Raw genomic sequence first — 21,163 nt, forward strand, 5'->3', positions numbered from 1 at the left:
TGGTGGGGCCTTGTAGTCGTGACAGTATAGGCGTTCTTTTGGTTGTGGTGGCCCTGAGGGAAAAAACCGGCCTAGCGCGCCTGCTCCCCCCCTTCCTCCCCCTCCCCCCCCCCCCCCCCGCGTCCGGTGGCCTTGCCTTGGCTCTTGACCGGCCCGGCCGGCGTTGCCCACGGTCCCGCAGCACGCCGGCGTCCGTCCGCTTCCCGCTGGTCCCGCGGTCGTCCCGCTGGTCCCGCGGTACTCCCGGGGCACGACCAGGGGTGCTCCGCGGCGGGCGACCGGTACACGTCCGTCGGCCCGCCGGGCGGCCCCGGATCAGCCGACGACCCGTTCCACCAAGAGCTTCACTGCCGCCGCGATCGATTCGGCGTCGATGCCCGCAGTGTGCAATTGCTCCTCCGGTGCCGCCGAGGCCGGCATGTGGGACACGGCGAGGCGGGTGAGCCGGGGAACGGGCCGCCCGTCGGCGAACGCCTCGGCGACGGCGTCCCCGATTCCGCCTTCCCTGCGGTGGTCCTCGACGGTGACGATGCAACCGGTCGCGTCCGCGGCGTCGTGGAGCGTCTCCGCGTCCACCGGTTTCACCGAGTAGAGGTCGATGACCCGGACCCGGATCCCGTCCGAGGCCAGTACGTCCGCGGCGCGTAGCGCCTCGTGGACCGTCGTACCGGCGGCCACGATCGTGGCCCGGTCGTCCTCGCCACGGCGCAGCACCTTGCTCCCGCCGATGGGGAAATCCTCGTCCGGCCCGTAGACGACGGGCGTCTCACCGCGGATGGTCCGCAGGTAGCGGACCCCTTCGAGGTCTGCCATGGCCGCCACCAACTTCGACGTCTGATTGGCGTCGCACGGGTGGAGCACGGTGGAGCCGGGGACGGCGCGGAACATAGCCAGGTCTTCCAGACCCATCTGGGAGGGACCGTCCGGTCCGATGGCCACCCCTGCGTGGGAGCCCACCAGATTGATCCCCGCCCGACTGACCGCCGCCATCCGCACGAAGTCGTGGGCGCGGGTGAGGAACGCTGCGAACGTCGAGGCGTACGGCACCCAGCCGCGCGTCTGCAGGCCGACCGCCGCGGCGACGAGCTGTTGTTCCGCGATATAGCACTCGAAGAACCGGTCGGGGTGCATTTCCTCGAAGTACGCCGACCTCGTCGAGTCGCTGACCTCCCCGTCGAGCGCCACCACGTCGCCGCGGGCCGAGCCGAGGGCCGCCAGCGCCTTGCCGAACGCCGTGCGGGTGGCTTCCTCCGTGCCGAGTTCGTAGCGCGGGAGCTCCGGCCGGGCGCCGTCCCCCTGCGGTCGCGCCGGCGCCGACGGCGGTGCGTGTACCTCGACCCGGACGAAGCGGGGGCCGCCCAGTTCCGCGATCGCCGCGTCGGCGTCGGGGAGGGGCTTGCCGTGCTTGCCCTCGAGGTCTTCCACCGACGCGACGCCCCGCCCCTTGCGGGTGGCCGCGATGACGGCCGAGGGGCGCCCCTGCACCTCGGCGGCCTCGGTGAAGGCCTTGTCGACGGCCTCCACGTCGTGGCCGTCGACCTCCACCGTGTGCCAGCCGAAGGCCTGGAGACGCCGCGCGTAGGCGCCGAGGTCGTGCCCGAGGCGGGTCGGCCCCCGCTGGCCGAGCCGGTTCACGTCGATGACGAGCGTCAGGTTGTCCAACTGCTCGTACGCGGCGTGCTCCACCGCCTCCCACACCGAGCCCTCCGCCATCTCGCTGTCACCGGACAGCACCCACACCCGGTAGGGGATCCGGTCGAGGCGCTTGCCCGCCAGCGCCGTCCCCACCCCGATCGGAAGCCCCTGACCCAGTGACCCGGTGGCGACGTCCACCCACGGCAGCATCGGCGTGGGGTGCCCCTCCAGCCTGCTCCCCGGCCTCCGGAAGGTGAGCAGTTCCTCGTCGTCGATCACCCCCGCCGCCTTGTAGAGCGAGTACAACAGCGGGGACGCGTGTCCCTTGGAGAGGATCAGCCGGTCGTTCGCCGGATGGTCCGGGGCGTCGAAGTCGTAGCGGAGGTGGTGGGCGAGCAGCACGGCCGCGAGGTCGGCCGCGGACATCGACGAGGTGGGGTGGCCCGATCCCGCGGCGTCTGCTGCCCGCACCGAGTCGACGCGCAACTGCTGGGCCAGTTCGCTCAGTTCTTCGTACCGCATGTCACTCCTTGGTCGGTTCACTCCTCTGCGGGGAGCCCGGTACGCGGGCGAGCTCGGGCGAGGTCGAGTCCAGCGGCACCGACCACGAGCGGACCAGGCCGAGTTGCACCGCCTGCCGCGGCAGCACCGCGTCGAGCAGCCAGTCGGCCGCCACCCGCACCCGGTTGCCCGGCATCGCAGCGAGGTGGTAGCCGCGGGTGACCGCGCCCGCGAGTGGCCCCGACAGCGGCACGCCCAGGGGGTTGGCCGCCGCCTGCACCCCTCCGAGGTCGACGGCGAATCCGAGGTCGTGGTGCCGGTACGGACCGGCTTGGCCGTGGCCGAGGGACGCGGCGACGTTCCGCGCGGCGACGTCGCCCTGGCGGGAGGCGTGCTGCGCGGTCATCGGGGTCAGGGCGAAGTCCGTTCCCCTGTGCCCGTCCGTTCCTCCGTGCCCGGGCAGGGGCCGGGTCAGATCGGGTACCGCGGCCGCGTCCCCGCACGCGAACACCTCGGGATGACCGGGCAGGTTCAGCCGCGGCGTCACCCGGACCCGGCCGCGCTCGACGGGTAGCCCGAGGGCCTCCACGAGCGGATCGGGCCGTACTCCGACGCACCAGACCAGCGTCCTGGTGGGGACGAACGCGCCGTCGTCCAGCCACACGCCGGCAGCGGTGGCCTCCTTCACGGACGTTCCGGTGCGAACCTCCACGCCGCGGCCGCGCAGCACGCGGTCCGCCGTGTCCGACAGCCGTCTGTCCAGCTCGGGGAGGACCCGGGGCGCGACGTCGAGCAGTAGCCAGCGCGGCCGCACCTCCGGTGATCGCCGGGCCTGCCCGTGCCCGCCCGGCTGGTTCGCCCGGGTCGTCCGGGCGTGCAGCGCATCCGTGAGGAGCTGGCCCTGGGCGGCGACCTCGGTACCCGTGTAGCCCGCGCCGACGACCACGAACGTGCTCCGTGCCTCGCGTTCCCGATCGTCCTCGGCCACGGCCGCGAGCTCCGTCTGGCGGGTGATGTGGTCGCGCAGGTACAGCGCCTCCGGCATCCCCCGGAAACCGTGTGCGTACTCGGCGACGCCGGGTACGGGCAGCAGCTTGTTCACGCTCCCGACGGCGATCACCAGCCGGTCGTAGGTCAGGTTCCGGTGCCTGCCCTCCGGGTCGGTGTAGTCCACGCGGCGGCCGATCAGATCGATCGCGCCCGCCTCGCCCAGCACCAGCCGGACCCGTGGAAGGGCGTGGGTCAGGGACACGGTCACGCGGCGCGGCTCGAGGATGCCGGCGGCGACCTGGGGGAGGAGCGGAAGGTACAGGAAGTAGTCGGTCGGATTGAGCAGGACGATGTCGGCCCGTTGTCCGGCGAGGACCCGGGAGAGCGTCCGTGCGGTCCGGAACCCGGCGAATCCGGCTCCCACGATCACGATACGGGGCACCGACGCCCCGGACGACTTCTCGGTGTGCACCACGAAACGCCTCCCACGCGATAGGACGTGCTGTGGACGGGACCGTCCGGGTGCCCGTCCCGAGCGCCTGCAAACGCCTCCTCGTCCATCCCGGCTTAGGTGGGCCGTTTCTCGTCGATCTGTCGCGACCATGCGCAGGCCGATTTCTTACGAACAGATTTCATGTCTGGAACCATCACATCGCGTAAAAAGTGATCACGCCTCCCGGCCGGAGGGCTGCCATTGCCATACTGCTGACCCCACCAGAACAGTTGTACTGGTGTCGGCCTCCTGTCGACCCGACCGTCCGCAGTGGCGGTCACGACGACAATGACCTGGCCTTCACCCTGGTCGCGCACACTCAATGAGAGAAGTGATCGATGGGCCCCGAGTTCCATGGCGGTACCGGTGGAGAATCCACCGCTCTCGCTCTCAAGATATTGGTCGCCGGTGGATTCGGGGTCGGCAAGACGACCCTCGTCGGGGCGGTCAGCGAAATCCGCCCGCTGCGCACGGAAGAACAGTTGAGCCGGGCTGGAGAAGCGATCGACGACACGGGGGGAGTCGACCGGAAGGCCACGACCACCGTCGCGATGGACTTCGGTCGCATCACCATCCGTTCGGGACTCTCCCTCTACCTCTTCGGAACGCCCGGTCAGGACCGGTTCTGGTTCCTGTGGGACGAGCTCTCGCACGGAGCGCTCGGAGCGGTCGTCCTCGCGGACACACGACGCTTGGAGGACAGCTTTCCGGCCGTCGACTACTTCGAGCACCGGAAGATTCCCTTCGTCGTGGCCGTGAACTGCTTCCCGGGAGCACGTACCTACGGAGCGCATGAGGTCTCACGCGCGCTCGACCTCGACCGCGGTACGCCCGTCGTGCTGTGCGACGCGCGGGACCGTGACTCGGGGAAGGAGGTGCTGGTGCGACTCGTCGAGTACGCCGGACGGATGTACACTGCCCGGCTGCTCGACTCGGTCAGTTAGACACGCCGGCCTCGGCCACGACCTGGTCGATGCGGATCCGCACGAGGAGTTCGCCGGGTACTCCGTTGCGCCTGCCGTACTCCTCCGCGCGGTCCTCCCCCATGTACCGGGCGGCGATCCGGGTTGCCCAGTCCCGCAGCCCGGCCGGGTCCTCACTCAGTTCCACCCGACCGCGGACCAGAACGAACGAGTACGGCGGGTGGTCGTGGTCCACGCACATCGCTGCACGTTCGTCACGCGCCAGGTTCCGATCCTTGACGCCGTGCTTGGCGGTCGTGAACACGACGTCGTCGCCGTCGAGCACGAACCAGACGGGTGTGACGTGGGGACTTCCGTCCGCGCGTACGGTGGACAGCTTTCCGGTACGCGTCCCCTCGGAGACGAACGCCCGCCATTCTTCCTGGGACATCTGCTTCGCCATGCCTGACATCCTCGGCGCCACCGGTCGCGCCGCGAAGGCGACGCTCCGCCGCCGTGCGCCCCGGAACGACTCCTTGCCCGGACGGGAACGGTGAGGAAGGCTTACGCGCAACACGGGGCAATGGGGAACAGATGAACGGGGAGGAACGGACATGGCATTGGACAAAGGTCTCGACTGGCTCCTGGACGACCTGACCAAGCGGGTGGAGTACATACGCCACGCGCTCGTGCTCTCGAACGACGGCCTGGTCACGGGGGCCAGCACGAGCCTCGCCCGGGAGGACGCGGAACACCTCGCAGCCGTTTCCTCGGGCCTGCACAGTCTCGCCCGGGGGTCGGGGCGTCACTTCAGGGCGGGCAAGGCCCGCCAGACCATGGTGGAGTTCGACGACGCGATGCTCTTCGTGACCGCTGCGGGGGACGGCAGCTGCCTGTGCGTACTGAGCGCGGCAGAGGCGGACGTGGGCCAGGTGGCCTACGAGATGACCTTGATGGTGAACCGGGTGGGCGAGCACCTCGCGGTGGGCGTACGGCAACCGGGGCGTACCGTGGTCTCCGACTTCTGACCCGCCTGACCTGCGGCTTCCGATCGCAGCGGAGGGGTTGTCCACAGGCTCGGCGGCGCGCCGTGACATCTGGCTATCGTCATCACGCAGAGTTGTTCTTCACCTACGGGGGAGTTGGGCATGCGCGACGACACGAAGGCCGCTACGACGAACGGTGCTACGACGAACGGTGCTACGACGAACGGTGCTACGACGAACGCCGCGAGCGGCGTCGAGACCGCTGCAGTGAGTAGCGCCGCCACCATCGCGACGCCGGGTGCGCGGGCCCGTGGGGGACCGGGTGGAGACCGGCCCCGGGCGTCCGCACCGTCGGGGAGCGGGAGGGCCGAGGGGGACGGTGCGGCGGGCACGGAGATGTTGACGTTCAGCCGTGCGGCCCCGGCACTGGAGTTGCGGAAGGCCGAGTTCGACCTCGCGGTGCACCTCGGATACGTCCGCACGGTGCGGGACGCCGCCGGTGGGGCCGGATCCGCGTCGGTGACGGGCACGGGGACCAGGGTGCGGCGGGGCGCTGTGCCCCGTGGGGAGATCGACCGCCTGCGGGCGACCGACGGGTTCCCGGGTGCGCTCCAGGAACGCGTGCGTACGGTGGGCACGGCAGAGGCGGCCGGGATCCTCGCCATCACCGCTGCCCGCTTCACCAGGCTGGCTCGCATGGGGCACCTCACCCCCGTGAGGTTCTCTGTGAACCGCTACCGCGCGGTGGTCTGGATGTATCTGGCGTCAGAAGTCCATGAGTTCGCCCGCAGGAACCCGGATCTGCTGGTGGGGAAGTTGCCGGCGCCGCTGCGTACGAGGGTCGCCTCCGGTGAGGACTGGCGCGCCCGCAACTGGCGCGGACGGCGTCTCGGTGCCCTCTTGCGTCAGGCTGACGGATCCTTGGAGCGCGCGGCGGCGTTCGCTTCCCTCCTCGATCCCGCGCAGGTCGCGGAGGTTGTTGACGACCCGTACGAACGGGTGTGCCTCGAGCGGCTGCGTCCCGAACCGCCCTACGCACACGCAGAGTCATCCGCGGTCCGCGAGGTGACGGCCCTCCTGCTGCAGGCGGACGACCCGGACGAGGTCCTGTGGTGCCGGACGGGCCTGGCCCGGTCCTTGGACGAGGCTCGCGCATCGTGCCAGGCCCTGCGCCCGGACGGCGGCTTGGAGCGCCTGCCGGGCCAGGGAAGCCGCGCGCCCGCGCTGCTCACCGGCAACGGCGTGAGCGAGGTCGACGTCGCGCCGGCCCGTGCGTGCGCGTGGAGACCTCCGATGAATCGCTGCGATGCTGTCGGACACCGGGGGTCGCCCGGGCGGGCGACGAAGGGGCTGCCGGAGCGTACGCTCCGCCGCAGGCCGTCCCCGTCGCCCACCGGTTGACACGCCGTAGTCCGTGCTAATCGCCCGCTGTGCCCCGCGGCACCACGGTGGACAGTACGGACGGCAGCGGATACCAGTCCGCTGAGACGACGCTCGCGTGCTCGCCCGCCAGGAGAGCGACCCTGTCGCGGGCTTGTGCTTCGGTGGGACGGGTGCCGTCGATGGCGGGGGGTACGCTGCCCGCGCTCGTCATGATGACGAGGTAGTGGTTCCGGTCGTACCAGTCGGTGTCGATGGTGCCGCCCGCGTAGGTGGAGGCGGCGCCGTCGAAGACGACGAACCACGGGCGGATGCTGGTGTCGGAATAGCGGCTGCGGGGGTCGCCCGCTTGTGCATGGATCACGGCGGGGAAGGCGGCAGCCTCCTTCAGCCGGCCGGCCGAGGCGAGACCGCGCAGGTGCTCGGCGTACTCACGGTCGGTCCAGTACGTGTCGAAGGGGTTTTCCTGCTCGAGGGTTCCGGGGATGAGCTCCACGACGAACTTCCCCGCCATGCTCGCGCGGGCGGGCCACCCCTGCGTCCGGACGGCGGTGTCCAGGTCGGCGTGGCCACCCACCAGATCGGCCGGCCGGTACAGTGCATCGCCGAGTCGGGCCGTCAGCAGGGCGTCGAGTGCGGCGGGGCCCCGTCCGTACTTGTTCTGGAACCCGTCCTTCATCTCCATCTTCAGCAGGACGGGAGGGTGTCCGGGATGGGCGTCGTGCCAGGAACGGATGTCGGAAAGACAGCCCCCCAGGTCCTGGTTGCGCGATTTGGTGCGCAGCTCCGCCGCCGTCTTCGCGTTCACGCAGTTGTTGTCGTTGCCCAACGGGTTACTGTGGGAGACCCGCCATGATCTGCCGAACACATTGGTCCATATGTCCAGTTCGAGCATGCCGGCGCCTGAGTCGAGGGCGTCCGCGAAGTACGGGTACTTCGACTTCTCGTACGCGTTGTGGACGCCGACCCACGTCGTGGACGAGTACGTCGCTCCCTGCACCTGGGCGCGGGATTCGGCTGCGGGTGCCTGGGCCGGTGTGAGGGCGACACCCAGCACTGCCGCGGCGACTGCGGGTATGGCCGTACGCGAGAGCTTCCTCATGGTCCCCTGCCTGTCGTCGGAATCGATCAAAACTACTGCAGGGTAAGGGAGTTGACGGAAAGGCGGGAGACCTCCGGGTGTCACGGAGGGGCTCTTGCCGAGAACGCGGGCATGGGCACCGAAGCGAGCGCGGGGCTGATGTCGAGGGCGGGGTCCTGTGCCCCCGTCCGTGCCTGCCGCAGTCGAGGGCCTCCCGATCGGAACGCCTCTCGCACGGGCCACCAGCGACCTGGCGATGACGGCCCCGTCGCGGACGTCCGGGATGCGTTGGAGGGGCACGGGACGAAGGAGCCCGGCACGGTCCGGGACGGCCGACCACCACAGTGGAACGGTCGGCAACGCCAAGGGGGATTGGTGGCGCCGTGCACGGGGAGCGGACCGTGCCGGACCGGGTGGTGTCGGACCGCGGGACACACGAGCCGAAAGCGAAGCCGGCCCGGCAGCGGTACGGGTTGCCGGCCCGGCCGTCTTCCACGTTGCTCCGCGCTCACGCCTTGACGGGCAGCACCGTGCCGGCCGCTCGCGCATCGCCCGCCCCGAGCCGCTGCTGCACGCGGCTCCATCGCTGCGACGGTGCAGTAGGCGAGAGCAACGCGGGGCGGCCGCTTCCCTCGCACCGACGACAGGATCTCCGGCCGCAGGGTGCGGGCTGTGACGGGTGCGGGCACCATGACGGCATGCTGCTGACCCGTCTCGCGGACGTATCGCGGCAGGTTGCCGCGGAGCCGTCCCGCACGCGCAAGATCGACTTCTTGGCCTCCCTCTTCCGGGATGCCGAGCCCCAGGAGGCCGGGTTGGTCATCTCCTACTTGGCGGGGCGGCTCCCGCAGGGAAGGCTGGGCATAGGCTGGAGCGCCCTCAGGGACGGGCCGCCGCCCGCCGAGGGCCCGACGCTGACCGTGGGCGACGTCGATGCCGCGTTCAGCGCTCTGTCACGGGTTGCCGGAGCAGGCGCCCAGGGCGAGCGCAAGCGTCTGCTCCACGACCTCATGGGGGCTGCGACCGGCTCCGAGCAGGAGTTCCTGCTCCGCCTGCTGACGGGTGAAGTGCGTCAGGGCGCCTTGGACGCGGTGGCTCTGGAAGCCGTTTCCCGAGCCGCTGGAGCCTCCGCCGCCGACGTAAGGCGCGCGGTGATGCGGGAAGGGGCCCTCCCCCGAGTGGCGGAAGCGCTCCTCGCCGCGGGCCCGGACGTGCTCGGGTCGTTCCGCCTCGAAGTGGGTCGGCCGGTGCAACCGATGCTGGCCCACACCGCGACATCGGTCGCCGACGCAATCCGCACTCTCGGCGCGTGCAGTGTCGAGGAGAAGCTCGACGGCATCCGCATCCAGGTCCATCGCTCCGGTGACGACGTGCGTATCCACACCCGATCGCTCGACGACATCACCCGACGGCTGCCCGATGTCGTCGCGACCGTACGCGAACTCCCGGGAGACCGTTTCGTCCTCGACGGAGAAGTGATCGCGCTCGCCCCGTCCGGAAGGCCCCTGCCCTTCCAGGACACGGCCTCGCGCGTGGGGTCGCGGACGGACGTCGCGGCGGCGACGGCCGCGGTACCCCTGTCGCCCGTCTTCTTCGACGTCCTCGCCGACTGCGGCACTGACGTGCTCGACCTCACGGGACGGGAGCGCCACGCCGTCCTGGCTCGGCTGGTGCCCGAACACATGCGGGTGCGCCGCCTCGTCGTCGAGGCCCCGGCGACCCAGCTCGGTGAGGCGGAGGGCTTCCTCGTCGCCGCTCTCGAGCGCGGGCACGAGGGCGTCATGGTCAAGGCCCTGGACGCGCCCTACGTCGCCGGACGTCGTGGCCGCTCGTGGCTCAAGGTGAAGCCCGTCCACTCGCTCGACCTCGTCGTTCTGGCCGCAGAGTGGGGACACGGCCGTCGTACGGGACTGCTCTCCAACCTCCACCTCGGCGCACGTGCGGCCGACGGCTCGTTCGTCATGCTCGGCAAGACCTTCAAGGGGCTCACCGATGAGATGTTGCGCTGGCAGACGGACCGGCTCCGAGAGCTGGCGGTCGACGACGACGGCTTCGTCGTACGCGTGCGTCCGGAGCTGGTCGTGGAGATCAACTACGACGGGCTCCAACGCTCCACCCGCTATCCGGCGGGTGTGACCCTGCGCTTCGCCAGGGTGTTGCGGCACCGGCCGGACAAGAACGCCGCGGAGGCGGATTCCATCGAACACGTCCTGGCGTCGGGGCGCGGTCCGGCGTCACCTCGGCGGTGAAGGGGAGGAAGCCCCGGCCGGTCGGGGGAGTCCGGCCGGGGCGGCTGTGGGATGAGCCTGCCGTCAGGCGTGCCCATATTTAGATGAAAGATAAACCACAGGGTCGCGTTCCTCCTCCGTCCCCCGCCTGTCCGTGTTCGTCGCCACATGGCCCGTCGCCTCGCCTCGGACGTTCCCCGGTGCGGTTGTGCTCGCTGCGGGGGCGACTCGGCCGCCGCCACACCGTCCCCTGTTCATGGGGAACGGTGCGTTCTCGTCGAGCCGGGGGAGGGGCGGTCGGCTGCGCCCCATGCGGCTTCCGGGCCGGCACGCGCGCGTGCCGCCGTGTCCTTGAACGGCCCGGTCAACTCGTTCGGAGCCTGCGGAGGGTTCGCGGCGGGGCTTACCCGGCCGCTTCCGCCCCCCGGCGGCACGCGTCGACGGGGCGGTCGCGGCAAGCCCGACGCCGCCCGCTGCCCGCCGCCCGCCGTCATCGTGCGGTGGTGCGGTGGTGCGGTGGTGCGCGGTCCTGCCGGGGCATTGGCTGCCCGCGACCGTGGAGGGGCTGGGCGCCGGCTGTGGCGCGACCGTCTCCCCCTCCGTCCGGACAGCCATCGTGAAGCGGCGGCCGGCACCCCCGTTTCACGGGGCCGCCGTCGCACGGTCAGGTGGTCGCCGTCGTATGGATGAGCAGCCGCGCGGCGTCCTGTGCGTCTCGCGCGGGAATCGGAGATCCGGTGACGGCCGCAGTGGTCACCGCGCCCTCGGCGAGCAGCAGCACGGCAGCCGTCGTGTGTGTCGGGGCGCCCGTCTCCCGCACCAAGCCGTCGAGGTACGTCCGGAACGCCTCCTTGTGCCGACGGGCGGCTTCGGCCACCTCGGGGGACGTGGCGCCCAGTTCCCCGAAGGAGTTGATGAATGCACAACCCCGGAAGTCCGGCTCCTCGAACCATTGCTCCAGCCAGTCGAACACCCGCAGGACCCGCTCGTCGGCAGTGGTGTCGGAGGCGTCCACGAAGGCTGCGAGGCTCTCCCGCCACCGGGCGTCGCGCCGCAGCAGATAGGCCTCCACGAGGGCTCCTTTCGAGGGGAACGCCTGGTAGAGCCGTCGCAGGGTGACACCGGACGCCGCGCGGACGGCGTCCATGCCGACCGCTTGGATGCCCTGGCCGTAGAAGAGCCCTTCCGCTGCGTCGAGGATCTGCGCCCTGATTGCCGTGATGTCCATGTCCGCCACTCTGATTGCATGAGAACTAGCGTTCTCGATCGCGAGGGGAGAGCTCCATGTCCATGCGGCACCGCCTGCCCGTACCCCCGTTCACCGAAGAGACCGCACGCCTGAAGGTGCAGCTCGCCGAGGACGCCTGGAACTCGCGCGACCCGGAAAAGGTGGCACTCGCCTACACCGAGGACTCCGAGTGGCGGAACCGGGACGTCTTCCTCAACGGTCGCCGGGAGATCGTCGGATTCCTGACCGAGAAGTGGCGGAAGGAGCTCGGCTACCGGCTGCGGAAGGAGCTCTGGGCCTGTCAGGGCAACCGCATGGCCGTGCGGTTCGAGTACGAGTACCACAATGCCGCGGGGCAGTGGTTCCGTGCCTACGGGAACGAGAACTGGGAGTTCGACGAGGACGGGTTGATGCGCAAGCGGTACGCCAGCATCAACGACCTTGCCATCGAGGAAGGAGAACGACGCATCTCACTGGAGTAGTTGGCGACCCGACTTGCGGCTCGCCGCCGCTTCCGTGCTGATGAAGCTGGCCGTCGCCACGGTCGTGTGCGCCGCTCTCCTCGTCGCCTCCGACCGACTCGCCGTGGCGTACGCGGAGAAGAAGGTCGAGGAGGCGATCCAGGGCTCCCCGCATCTCGCCGCCCGGCCCGAAGTCGACATCGCCGGCTTCCCCTTCCTCATCCAGGTGCTGGGCCGCCGGATCGACCGGGTCGACGTCACCGTCCCCGACGTCGCCGCGGACAAGGTTTCCTTGGCCGAGGTGCACGCCTCGGCCAAGGACGTCCGCATCGTCGGGGATCTGCCGACCGCACTCAAGGGAGCCGTCGTCGACCGGATCGACGGGGACGTCCGGCTGTCCTTCGACGACCTCGACCGTGAACTGGGTACCTCGCGCATCAAGTTCACCGACGCGGGAGCCGAGGCGATCCGTATCGCGGGAACCCTGCCCGTCGCGGGACACAAGGTGGCCGTCCGGACCGAGGCGCACGTCCGGCGGCAGGGCGACCGGACTGTGTCCACCACGGTCGAGGACATGGTCCTGGACGTCCCGGGTCTGTTCACCTACCGCCCGGGCAAGGGCCCTTCGCGTTCCGGCCTCCACCTGCACGCCCAGGCCGCCGCGCGGATCGGCCGGGAGGCGGCGCGCGTCAAGGCGCTCTTCGCGGTGCCGTCCGTGGTGAAGCGTCTCGGCATCCCCCGGGAGCACATCGACAGGGCCCTGCGGAGCGAGGAGGAGTTGAACAGGCTCACCGGGTCGCCCCGCTTCCTTCAGCAGTTGATGGGGGTGAATCTCGTCGACCTGGTCGTCGACCACCCCTGACTCCTGGAGAAGGCGGGAGTCGACCCCCAGGTGGTCGGATCCCTGCTGAAGCTCCGGCCGCCCGAGCTCTCGGACCGGCTGGCGCTGTCCTTCACGCTCCCCGAAACGGCCACCGGCGACGTACGCCTGCGGGACGTCCAGGTGGAACGCGACGGCGTTCGGGCAGACCTGACGGGTAGCGGTCTGAGCTTCGGCCGCTGAGGCGCAGTGGTTCGCGCCCGGCCCGTCGGTGGTAGGCCGTCGGTGCAACGGGTGGGGCCGCTTGCGTCGTACCGCCACGCGGATGTGGGCTGCCACGCAGTTCCCGCCGCCCGACCCACGGAAGCGGCGACGGGGCGCGCGGTCCCGCTGCCGGGCCCTTGGGGCGGCACGTCGTGCGCCATGTGGCCCGCCACCCCCCGTTCGGCGTCGGGGAGGCCGGATGGCCGATGGTGCGGTCAGGGGTGCGGAAGGATACCGACCTGCCCGGTCCGATGATCCGTCACCTTGCCGCCCCGCCCGGCAGCGGCGGCGGGCAGAAGCGGGTGGCTTCGCCGTGCGAATGCGGTCATGGCTTGAAGTGTGCGCCGCGTCCCCATAAAGGGCTTCTGCAGGGTGCTCAAGAATTCCTGATGTACTGGTCATGCGTCAGCTGTGGTGTCTATCACCGGGGTTGGCGGAACCTGATGGCACCCGCACGCGTCGTTGCCCGCCTTGGCCAAATCCGAGACGGTGCGGAGGGCTGGTGTCAACGCTGTTCTGAATAGTGGGATATCCTTCGTGTGCGAGCGCCCAGTTCACTTCGGGCGCCCATGAATTCACATCGTCAGTGATGGATTCCTCCGCCCTGTCGGAGCGAATCCCTTTCGTCGACCGGCGTCGGCCGTTCACGGCTGCCTGCGGTTCGACGAGTATGCCTTCGAGCAGGATTTGATGCCCGTTCAATCTCTCGCGGAGCTGATACGCTTCGTGCGCCACAACTCGCCTTTCTACCAGCAGCTTTACGCCCACCTCCCGGAGAGCGCGGCTCATCTCACCGACCTGCCGGTCGTCCCACAGGACGACTTCTGGCGAGCCAACTCGCCGCGTGACAACAGGCTGCTGACCGCACCGTTGAACGAAGCGGTCGTCTTCCGTAGCGGCGGCACCACAGGCTCCCCGAAGTTCTCCTGCTACACCCGCACGGAATGGCACGAGTTCACGACGGCCTTCGGCTCCGGACTCGTCACGGCCGGGCTACGTCCGGGCCACCGGGTGGCGGACCTGTTCTACGCCGGTGACCTCTACGCCAGTTTCACCTTCATTCTCGATTCACTGCACCGCTCCCCGGTGACCAATGTACGTCTTCCCCTCGGTGGCGCGACGCCCCCGGAATCCGTCACGGCCACCCTGGAGGAGTTTGGGGCACAGGTCGTCGCCGCGACGCCCACGACGCTCTGCTCACTCGCCGAACACATCAGGTCCACCGGACGCACCCTGCCGGAGGTGGAATTGCTGTTCTTCGGCGGTGAGTGTCTCTTTGGCGACCAGCTTCCCCTGCTGAAGGACGCTTTCCCGAACGCCGAGGCGCGTTCCCTCGGTTACGCGAGCGTGGACGCCGGGTTGCTCGGCGAAGCTGTCCCCGGTGGCGACCCGCGGGTGCACCGGACGTTCCGCCCGCACTCCCTCGTCGAGATTCTCGACGACGAGACCGACCGGCCGGTCGACGGCGAAGGGGTTCCGGGCCGACTCGTCGTGACGGACCTCCGCAGGCGGTTGATGCCCATCCTGCGCTACCCCGCCGGTGACCGGGCGGCATGGGTGGACCGGGATGCGGGCGTCTTCCGCATCCTCGGCCGCGCGGAGGAGGGCGTGCGGGTCGGTCCCGTCTCGCTCTACACCCAGGACGTGCACGACATCGTCACGGCGACCGACGCCGCCGGTGAAGTGACCGGAGTGCAACTCGTGGTGCACCGCCAGGACGGCAGGGACGGCCTGACACTGCGTCTCGCCGTGGGCGAACCGGGCACCGACCACCGCCCCTTGGGCGAATCCATCGCCACGGCCGTCCTGGCGCAGCGCCCGCTCTATGCGACGGCGACCGCAGCCGGGTACGTCAACCCGCTCGCCGTGGAATGGGTACGGCACCGGGACCTGGCGTTCAACGCACGCTCCGGCAAGCTGATCCGCGTCGTCGACGAACGGCCGCACTCATGAGCACATCGGGTACTCCCGCGCGGCGTCTGCCCGTCGTCCTGCGCAACCCGTCCTTCGGCGCCGTGTGGGCGGGGCAGCTCCTCACCCAGGGAGCGATCAGGATGTTCCAGGTCGGAGCGGTGTGGTGGATCGTCAGTGCCGCGGGCAGCGACCACCGCGGGCTCGACGCGGGCCTGTTCCTCATGGTGAGCACCCTGCCCGCGGTCACGCTCGCCCCGGTGGTCGCCCGCATCGTCGCCCACCACGCCCACCGTACGGTCCTCGCCACCGCGGCGGGAGCAGCAGGTGTCGTCGCCGCGAGCACCGCCGCCTGTGCCTACGCCCAAAGCCTGCCGGTGATCGCCGCGTACGCGGCCGGCATGGCGCTGGCCACCTGCCAGGCCGTCTTCGACCCGTGTCTGACGACTTCGGTGCCCGAACTCGTCGAGGACGCCGACATCGAAGAGGCCACCGGTTTTGAGCTCTCCACCCAGTCACTGGCTGGGCTCGCCGGAGGACTGTTGGGCCCCCTGATGGTCGATGCGGGCGGCCTCGCGGGCGTCGTCGCCGTGTGCGCGGGCGCCTACCTGCTGGCAGCCGTGTTGATCGCCCCGGTCCGCTTCCCGTACGCCGCGGCGCCGGAGGCGACGGACGAGGACGTGCCCGCGCGGCGCACACTGCGCCAGGTGCTGACCGGTCTCCCGTTCATCCGCCGCGTCCTGCTCTGCTTCGCCGCGGCCAACGTCTTCACCACCGCCGTGTTCGTCGTGATGCCCCTGTACACCCAGGGCGTGCTGCGCTCCACGGGCTCCACCGTGGCCGCACTGGAGGCGGCCCTGGGCGCGGGCACGCTGCTCGGTTCGTTCACCGGCGGGCGTCTTCCGGGCCGGCCGATCACCGTGGGCAGCGTCTGCCTGGCCGTGATGGCCGCAGCCCTCACCCTGCCGGGGCTGCTGACCGGACACGCGGTGGCGATCGGGTCGCTGGTCGTTGCCGGATGGTGCGTCGGTGTGATCGGCGTCCGGTTCGTGGCACTGTTCCAGCGGCTGGTGCCCGCCGACGACAAGCCGGGCTTCTTCGCGATGATGCAGGCCCTGCTCGGCGCCGCATTCCCGCTCTCCTCCCTGGTCTTCGGCGCACTGGGGGACCACCTGACCGCCCGCGCCCTCTGTCTGGTGCAGGGCGCCGGCCTGGTTCCGGTCACCCTTGCGCTGTGGTGGTTCGGCAGGGACGCGGCGGACGCCGAGCCCCGGCCCTCCACCCAGGGGCGCCCCGTGGCGTTGGCGGGAGACGCCTCATGACCGTCGCCCTCGCGCCGGCAGCGGTCCAGGACATCGCGGAACTGCGGCAGTTGTACTTCGACGTGTACGGGCACGGCTATCCGGTGCCCCTCGGCAGCGACCCCGGCGTCATGCGCCGGCTGATCACCGATGGTGCGGCGCACTGGCTCACCGCCCGCACGGCCTCCGGCGACCTCGTGGGCTCCGCGGTCGTACAGACCGACCCCGGCAGCCGCATCGGCAAGCTCGTCGGGCTCGCCGTACACCCCGAACGGCGCGGCGGGGGACTGGCCTCGCGGCTGACCGGCGCGGTGTGTGGCGAGGCGTTCGGAACGGGCCGTCTCGACTCGGTGTACGCGACCGTCCGCGTCGTCACGGAGGGCCCGCAGCAGGTCGTCGTGCGCAACGGGTTCCGTCCGCTCGGACTGATGCCCAACGCGGTGGAAGTCGAAGGCTGCGAGAGCCTGGCCCTGTTCGCCCGCTATGCGGACGGCGTGCTCGAACACCGTGCCCCGATAGCGCGCGTACCCGAGCGGCTCGCGGCGCTGCTGACCGCGGCGGTAACGGGCATCGGCATCGACTACGCGGACGCCGGGCGCCTCGCCCCACGTCCCCCGGCGCGCTCCGCCGGTGGGTTCGAACCCATCGAACTGATCGCCGCTCCGGCCTTCGTGCGCCGCCGTTTCCTGGAGCGCTTCCCCGACGCGGGGGACCGGTTCTTCCCGCTGCACACGCCGAACGCCGTGCTCGTCGCAGCCGACGGCCGCTTCGAGGCGTACGCCGATCTCGACCCCGTGGCCGGTAGTTGTGCCCTGGTGGCCGTGCACCCCCGCCCGGTTGCCGTGACGGGCGCGCTGGAGGCACTGGTGTCGGCGGTCACCCGGGCCGGCGCGGACTACGCCGAGACGCTGCTGCCGCTCTCCGACACCGAAGCCCTGGAGGTCTTCCTGGCGTCGGGTTTCGTACCGAGCGCGGTCTACCCCGCGATGCGCCGCATCGGCGACCGCTTCCACGACTACGTGGTGCTGTCGCGGACCAACCGTCAGATCGACTTCAGGCAGACGGCCGTCAGCCCACTGCTCCAGCCGTACCTGAGCGCCTACCTGAGCGCCTGGGCCTCCACCTACCTGCCCCTTCACGAGGTGTCCCGATGAACCCCCATCTCGCTCCCGTCGAGGTCCCCGACCCGGCGGACCTCGGCCACGTCCAGCGGTTGTGCGACCTGGCCACGCCGTACGCGACCGGCCCCGAAGCCGACGAACTGTTCGCCGCGGCCATGGCCGAGGTCAATGCCTGGCACGCGCAGCGCTCCCCGTTCTTCGCGTCCCTGCTCCAGGACACGCCGGAGGCGCCCGCACCCACCGTCGGAGAAGACGTGCGAACGCCGCTCGTGCCCGCGGCGTTCTTCAAGCGGCACGAGGTGCTCTCCATCCCCCGCGACGAGGTCTTCCTCCATCTGACCTCCTCGGGCACCACCGGTCAGAAGTCGCAGATGTTCTTCGACGAGTGGACGATCCGCTCGGCACAGCGCATGGTTGCCCGGATTTTCGACCACTACGGCTGGATCACCCCCGACCAGCCGGTCAACTACCTCCTCTACAGCTACGAGCCCGCGCCATCAGTCAAGCTCGGCACCTCGTTCACCGACAACTACCTGTGTGACTTCGCCCCGGCCCGGCACACCGCGCACGCGCTGCGGCACACCGGCTCGGGCCACGAGTTCGACGTGTACGGCTGCATCGCGGCCCTCCGGCGCTACGCCGAAGAGGACGTCCCGGTACGCATCCTGGGCTTCCCGGCCTTCCTGTACTTCACCCTGGAACGGATGCGCACGATGGGGCTCCCACCGCTGCGGCTCCCCGAGGGATCGCTCGTGGTGCTGGGAGGCGGCTGGAAGGGCCACGCCGACCGGCAGATCGGCAAGGAGGAGTTCTACACCGAGGTGACCGAACGCCTCGGCATCCCGGGTGACCGGGTGCGCGACACCTTCGGTTCCGTCGAGCACTGCGTGCCCTACGTCGAGTGCGAACGGCACCGGCTGCACCTGCCGGTGTGGTCGCGCGCCGCCGTCCGCGACACGGCGACGCTGTGTCCCCTGCCGTACGGCGAACCCGGCTTCCTGCATCTGGTCAGCCCGTACATCACTTCCGTGCCGGCGCACAGCGTCGTGATGGGCGACCTCGCCTCGCTGCACCCTGGCGATGAGTGCGGCTGCCCGCTGTCCACCGAATGGTTCACCGTCCACGGCCGTGCCGGGGTGAGCCGCAACCGCAGCTGCGCGGTCGCCGCCGCCGAACTCCTGAAGGGAATGTCGTGACCACCTCCGCACCCCACCTCTGGCAGGGCGAGTTCGTCGATGACGCAGAGGCGGCCCGCAGGCTCGCCCGCCTGCCCGAGCTCACCGGGCGCGTGCTCGAGCGGGTGTTGCCCACCGATGTGGTCCTCGGCGCCTGCGCCGCAGTGGGCTCCCAGCTGGCCGACCCCGCTTCCGCGCTGTACGGCCGGCTGGCGGCGCACTTGCCCGAGGACGAGGCCGCCGCGACCCTCGCGGAGCTGGCCGCGGCACTCACCCGGCAAGCCCTGGAACGCAAGCTCCGCCGCGAGCTGGGCGACTTGCGCCCCGAGCGCCTGACCCGCCCCGACGCCCGTGAGACGGTGTACGAGTCCTGGGCCCCCGTCGGGCTGTTGGTGCACATCGCGCCCGGCAACGCCTCCGCCGTGGCGCCGCTGAGCGTGGTGGAGGGCCTGCTGGCCGGGAATCTGAACGTGCTCAAGGCGAGCAGCTCCGACACGCTCCTCGGCCTCGACCTGCTGGCAGCGCTCGGCGCCGCCGACACCACCGGGCTGATCGCCGAACGCGTGGTGGCCCTGCGCTTCCCGTCGTCCCGCCGGGAGTGGCTGGAAGCGCTGTGCGGGCAGGCGGACGCGATCGCCGCTTGGGGCGGCGAAGAAGCGGTGCGGGCCGTGCACGAGCTCGCGCCGCCCGGTTGCCGGGTCATCGAGTGGGGGCACCGGATCTCCTTCGCCTACCTGTCCCGGGGCGCCGCGGCGGACGACCTGACGCTCGACGCGCTCGCCGAGGACGTCTGCCGTTTCGAGCAGCAGGCGTGTTCCAGCCCTCAGGTGGTCTACCTCGACACCGACGACACCGAGGAGGTCTTCGCGTTCGCCGAGCGGTTCGCCCGGCGGCTCGCCACGGTCTCCGACGCACGGAGCGCACCACAACCGGACCCGGCGGAACGGGCCGAGATCACCACCGTGCAGACCCTCGCGCGGCTCGAGCAGCACCTCGGTCTGACCAAGGTGATCGCCGCGGACGACGGCTCCTGGCGGGTCCTCGCCGACAGCCGTCCCGGTCTCGACGCCTCCCCGCTGTACCGAAGCGTGTGGGTGAAGCCGTTGCCCCGGCACGCGGTCACGGCGACGCTGCGGCCGATGCGCCGCTACCTGCAGACCGCCGCCATCGGCGGTTGCCGGGCGGACGTGGCCGCGCTGTCCCGTGCGGTGTTCGCCGCCGGTGTCACCCGGGTCACCCCGGTCGGCTCCATGCTGGACGGCTACGAGGGCGAACCGCACGACGGCGTCTACGCGTTGCAGCGATACAGCCGGCGCGTGACCGTACGGGCCATCGACTCCGAGTTCCGCACGGTGGCCTGCCTCGACGACCTGGCTGCACCCCCGGTGCTGCCGGCCTCGCCGCAGGGACCGCTACTGGGCAAGCAGGAAGTACAGCGGGCACTGCGACACCTGGCCCCCGCCCACGCCCATCTGCACTTCCGCAGCGGCGGTTCCACCGGTTCACCTGCGCTGTCGGTGTTCACCTGCGACGACTACGACAACCAGATGCGCGCCGCCGCCCACGGGCTGCTCGCGGCAGGGTTCGACCCGGCCCGCGACCGGGCGGCCAACCTGTTCTACTGCGGGGGGATGTACGGGAGCTTCATCAGCTTCTTCTCCATCCTGGAACGGCTGAACGCCACTCAGATCCCGATGGCCGCGGGCCCCGACCACGCCGCGGTCGCCGAAGCTCTGGTCACCCACGAGGTGGACACCGTCTTCGGGATGCCCTCCTACCTGTGGCAGCTCTTCCACGACCAAGCGGAGAAGCTGCGGGACTACGGCGGCGTCCGCACGGTGTTCTACGGTGGCGAGCACTTCACCGAAGAGCAACGCCGCGTGCTGACCATGGAATTCGGCGTCGAGGTGATCCGTTCCGCGGCGTACGGCAGCACCGATCTCGGACCGCTCGGCTACCAGTGCTCCGAATCCGAGGGTTCGGTCCACCACCTCTTGACCGATCTGCACACGCTGGAGATCCTCCAGACGCACGAGGACCGGCCGGTGACACCGGGCGAACCGGGGCGACTGGTGTTCACCTCACGGGCGCGCGCCGGGCAACGGCTGGAGCGCTACGAGATCGGTGATCTGGGCCGCGCCGTCGAGGGGGTGTGCCCGTGCGGTAGTCACGTGCCGCGCGTGGAACTCCTCGGGCGCTACGGTGACGTCGTGCGCGTCGGCACGTACTTCTTCAACTACCGGCGCTTCCTGAAGGCGGCGCAGGAGCGCCTCGGCTACCACGGAGAGGTGCAACTGCTGGTCGCCGCGGATCCCGGGCGGGAGCGCATGACGATCCGCCTGGACGAGCGGTACGCTCCGGATCGCGCGACCGCACGGGCGGCGTTCGTCGCCGAGGAGGCGGACCTGGCCTCGGCCGAGTCGGAGGGACTGCTGGCGTTCGCCGTGGAGACCGTTCCGATGGCCGCGTTCGAGCGCACCACCACCAGTGGAAAGCTGCGCACGGTGGTCGACCTGCGCTGACGACCCGCGCTGACGACCGGCGGAGAGCCTGGTCGCCGGCCCCTCCGTGGTAACGGTGGGACCGGCGACCTCGTCATCCGGACCGCGGCGGAAGCCGACCGCGGTCCCGTCGTGCGTGCCGGGCGCGCGGGCGGCGCCGTCGACCGGGGCCGCGAGGGCTGCCC

17 protein-coding genes are annotated in these 21,163 nt (G+C 70.7%); 12 read left to right on the plus strand and 5 right to left on the minus strand.

Annotated elements, in window-relative coordinates; translation table 11 throughout:
* Positions 1-315 precede the first annotated feature (315 nt).
* Positions 316-2,157, minus strand: coding sequence for a transketolase (locus tag ACFXOM_RS30805; protein ID WP_384941524.1), 1,842 nt, complete (start codon positions 2,155-2,157; stop codon positions 316-318).
* Position 2,158: 1 nt separating this feature from the next.
* A complete protein-coding gene (locus ACFXOM_RS30810; protein ID WP_385040598.1) occupies positions 2,159-3,601 on the minus strand; it encodes an NAD(P)/FAD-dependent oxidoreductase in 1,443 nt (480 codons plus the stop codon).
* 356 nt (positions 3,602-3,957) lie between these two features.
* Here ACFXOM_RS30810 and ACFXOM_RS30815 point away from each other — a divergent pair, with 356 nt between their 5' ends.
* The gene (locus ACFXOM_RS30815) at positions 3,958-4,563 is read left to right on the plus strand and encodes an ATP/GTP-binding protein (RefSeq protein WP_384941520.1); all 606 of its coding nucleotides are present in this window, start codon (positions 3,958-3,960) and stop codon (positions 4,561-4,563) included.
* Here ACFXOM_RS30815 and ACFXOM_RS30820 read toward each other — a convergent pair.
* Positions 4,556-4,984: a PPOX class F420-dependent oxidoreductase gene (locus tag ACFXOM_RS30820; RefSeq protein WP_384944589.1), complete on the minus strand. Its 429-nt coding sequence runs from the start codon at positions 4,982-4,984 to the stop codon at positions 4,556-4,558. The genes ACFXOM_RS30815 and ACFXOM_RS30820 overlap by 8 nt on opposite strands.
* A gap of 151 nt (positions 4,985-5,135) precedes the next feature.
* Between ACFXOM_RS30820 and ACFXOM_RS30825 the strand changes: the two genes are divergently transcribed.
* Positions 5,136-5,549: a roadblock/LC7 domain-containing protein gene (locus ACFXOM_RS30825; protein WP_384941516.1), complete on the plus strand. Its 414-nt coding sequence runs from the start codon at positions 5,136-5,138 to the stop codon at positions 5,547-5,549.
* Positions 5,550-5,669: 120 nt separating this feature from the next.
* A complete protein-coding gene (locus tag ACFXOM_RS30830; protein ID WP_384941514.1) occupies positions 5,670-6,908 on the plus strand; it encodes a DUF6397 family protein in 1,239 nt (412 codons plus the stop codon).
* Between the two features lie 16 nt (positions 6,909-6,924).
* Here ACFXOM_RS30830 and ACFXOM_RS30835 read toward each other — a convergent pair whose 3' ends face one another.
* Positions 6,925-7,989, minus strand: a complete 1,065-nt coding sequence (locus tag ACFXOM_RS30835; RefSeq protein WP_384941512.1) for a phosphatidylinositol-specific phospholipase C domain-containing protein — start codon at positions 7,987-7,989, stop codon at positions 6,925-6,927.
* A gap of 677 nt (positions 7,990-8,666) precedes the next feature.
* On the opposite strand from ACFXOM_RS30835, the gene ACFXOM_RS30840 reads away from it, so the two are divergent.
* Positions 8,667-10,217 (plus strand): ATP-dependent DNA ligase, encoded by a 1,551-nt coding sequence (locus ACFXOM_RS30840; RefSeq protein WP_384941510.1) that lies wholly within the window; start codon positions 8,667-8,669, stop codon positions 10,215-10,217.
* A gap of 643 nt (positions 10,218-10,860) precedes the next feature.
* Here the strand turns inward: ACFXOM_RS30840 and ACFXOM_RS30845 are convergent.
* Positions 10,861-11,424, minus strand: a complete 564-nt coding sequence (locus ACFXOM_RS30845; RefSeq protein WP_384941509.1) for a TetR/AcrR family transcriptional regulator — start codon at positions 11,422-11,424, stop codon at positions 10,861-10,863.
* Between the two features lie 56 nt (positions 11,425-11,480).
* On the opposite strand from ACFXOM_RS30845, the gene ACFXOM_RS30850 reads away from it, so the two are divergent.
* From ACFXOM_RS30850 to ACFXOM_RS30885, 8 genes are all read left to right on the plus strand, one after another.
* On the plus strand, positions 11,481-11,906 hold the full coding sequence (locus tag ACFXOM_RS30850) for a DUF1348 family protein (RefSeq protein WP_384941507.1): 426 nt from the start codon (positions 11,481-11,483) through the stop codon (positions 11,904-11,906).
* Positions 11,866-12,747, plus strand: a complete 882-nt coding sequence (locus ACFXOM_RS30855; protein ID WP_384944584.1) for a DUF2993 domain-containing protein — start codon at positions 11,866-11,868, stop codon at positions 12,745-12,747. The genes ACFXOM_RS30850 and ACFXOM_RS30855 overlap by 41 nt, the downstream gene beginning before the upstream one ends.
* Positions 12,748-12,777: 30 nt before the next feature.
* On the plus strand, positions 12,778-12,948 hold the full coding sequence (locus ACFXOM_RS30860) for a hypothetical protein (protein WP_384941503.1): 171 nt from the start codon (positions 12,778-12,780) through the stop codon (positions 12,946-12,948).
* A gap of 711 nt (positions 12,949-13,659) precedes the next feature.
* Positions 13,660-14,922 carry a phenylacetate--CoA ligase family protein gene (locus tag ACFXOM_RS30865; protein ID WP_384941502.1) on the plus strand — a complete coding sequence of 421 codons (1,263 nt, stop codon included), beginning with the start codon at positions 13,660-13,662 and terminating at the stop codon, positions 14,920-14,922.
* Positions 14,919-16,202: an MFS transporter gene (locus tag ACFXOM_RS30870; RefSeq protein WP_385040601.1), complete on the plus strand. Its 1,284-nt coding sequence runs from the start codon at positions 14,919-14,921 to the stop codon at positions 16,200-16,202. Before ACFXOM_RS30865 ends, ACFXOM_RS30870 begins: the two co-directional genes overlap by 4 nt.
* Positions 16,199-17,335 carry a GNAT family N-acetyltransferase gene (locus ACFXOM_RS30875; protein WP_384944582.1) on the plus strand — a complete coding sequence of 379 codons (1,137 nt, stop codon included), beginning with the start codon at positions 16,199-16,201 and terminating at the stop codon, positions 17,333-17,335. Before ACFXOM_RS30870 ends, ACFXOM_RS30875 begins: the two co-directional genes overlap by 4 nt.
* On the plus strand, positions 17,332-18,498 hold the full coding sequence (locus ACFXOM_RS30880; RefSeq protein WP_384944580.1) for an acyl-protein synthase: 1,167 nt from the start codon (positions 17,332-17,334) through the stop codon (positions 18,496-18,498). The genes ACFXOM_RS30875 and ACFXOM_RS30880 overlap by 4 nt, the downstream gene beginning before the upstream one ends.
* The gene (locus tag ACFXOM_RS30885; RefSeq protein WP_384944578.1) at positions 18,495-20,999 is read left to right on the plus strand and encodes an aldehyde dehydrogenase family protein; all 2,505 of its coding nucleotides are present in this window, start codon (positions 18,495-18,497) and stop codon (positions 20,997-20,999) included. Before ACFXOM_RS30880 ends, ACFXOM_RS30885 begins: the two co-directional genes overlap by 4 nt.
* Positions 21,000-21,163 lie beyond the last annotated feature (164 nt).

It is taken from the genome of Streptomyces sp. NPDC059169 (assembly GCF_042755225.1).
In the GTDB taxonomy this organism is placed as follows: domain Bacteria; phylum Actinomycetota; class Actinomycetes; order Streptomycetales; family Streptomycetaceae; genus Streptomyces.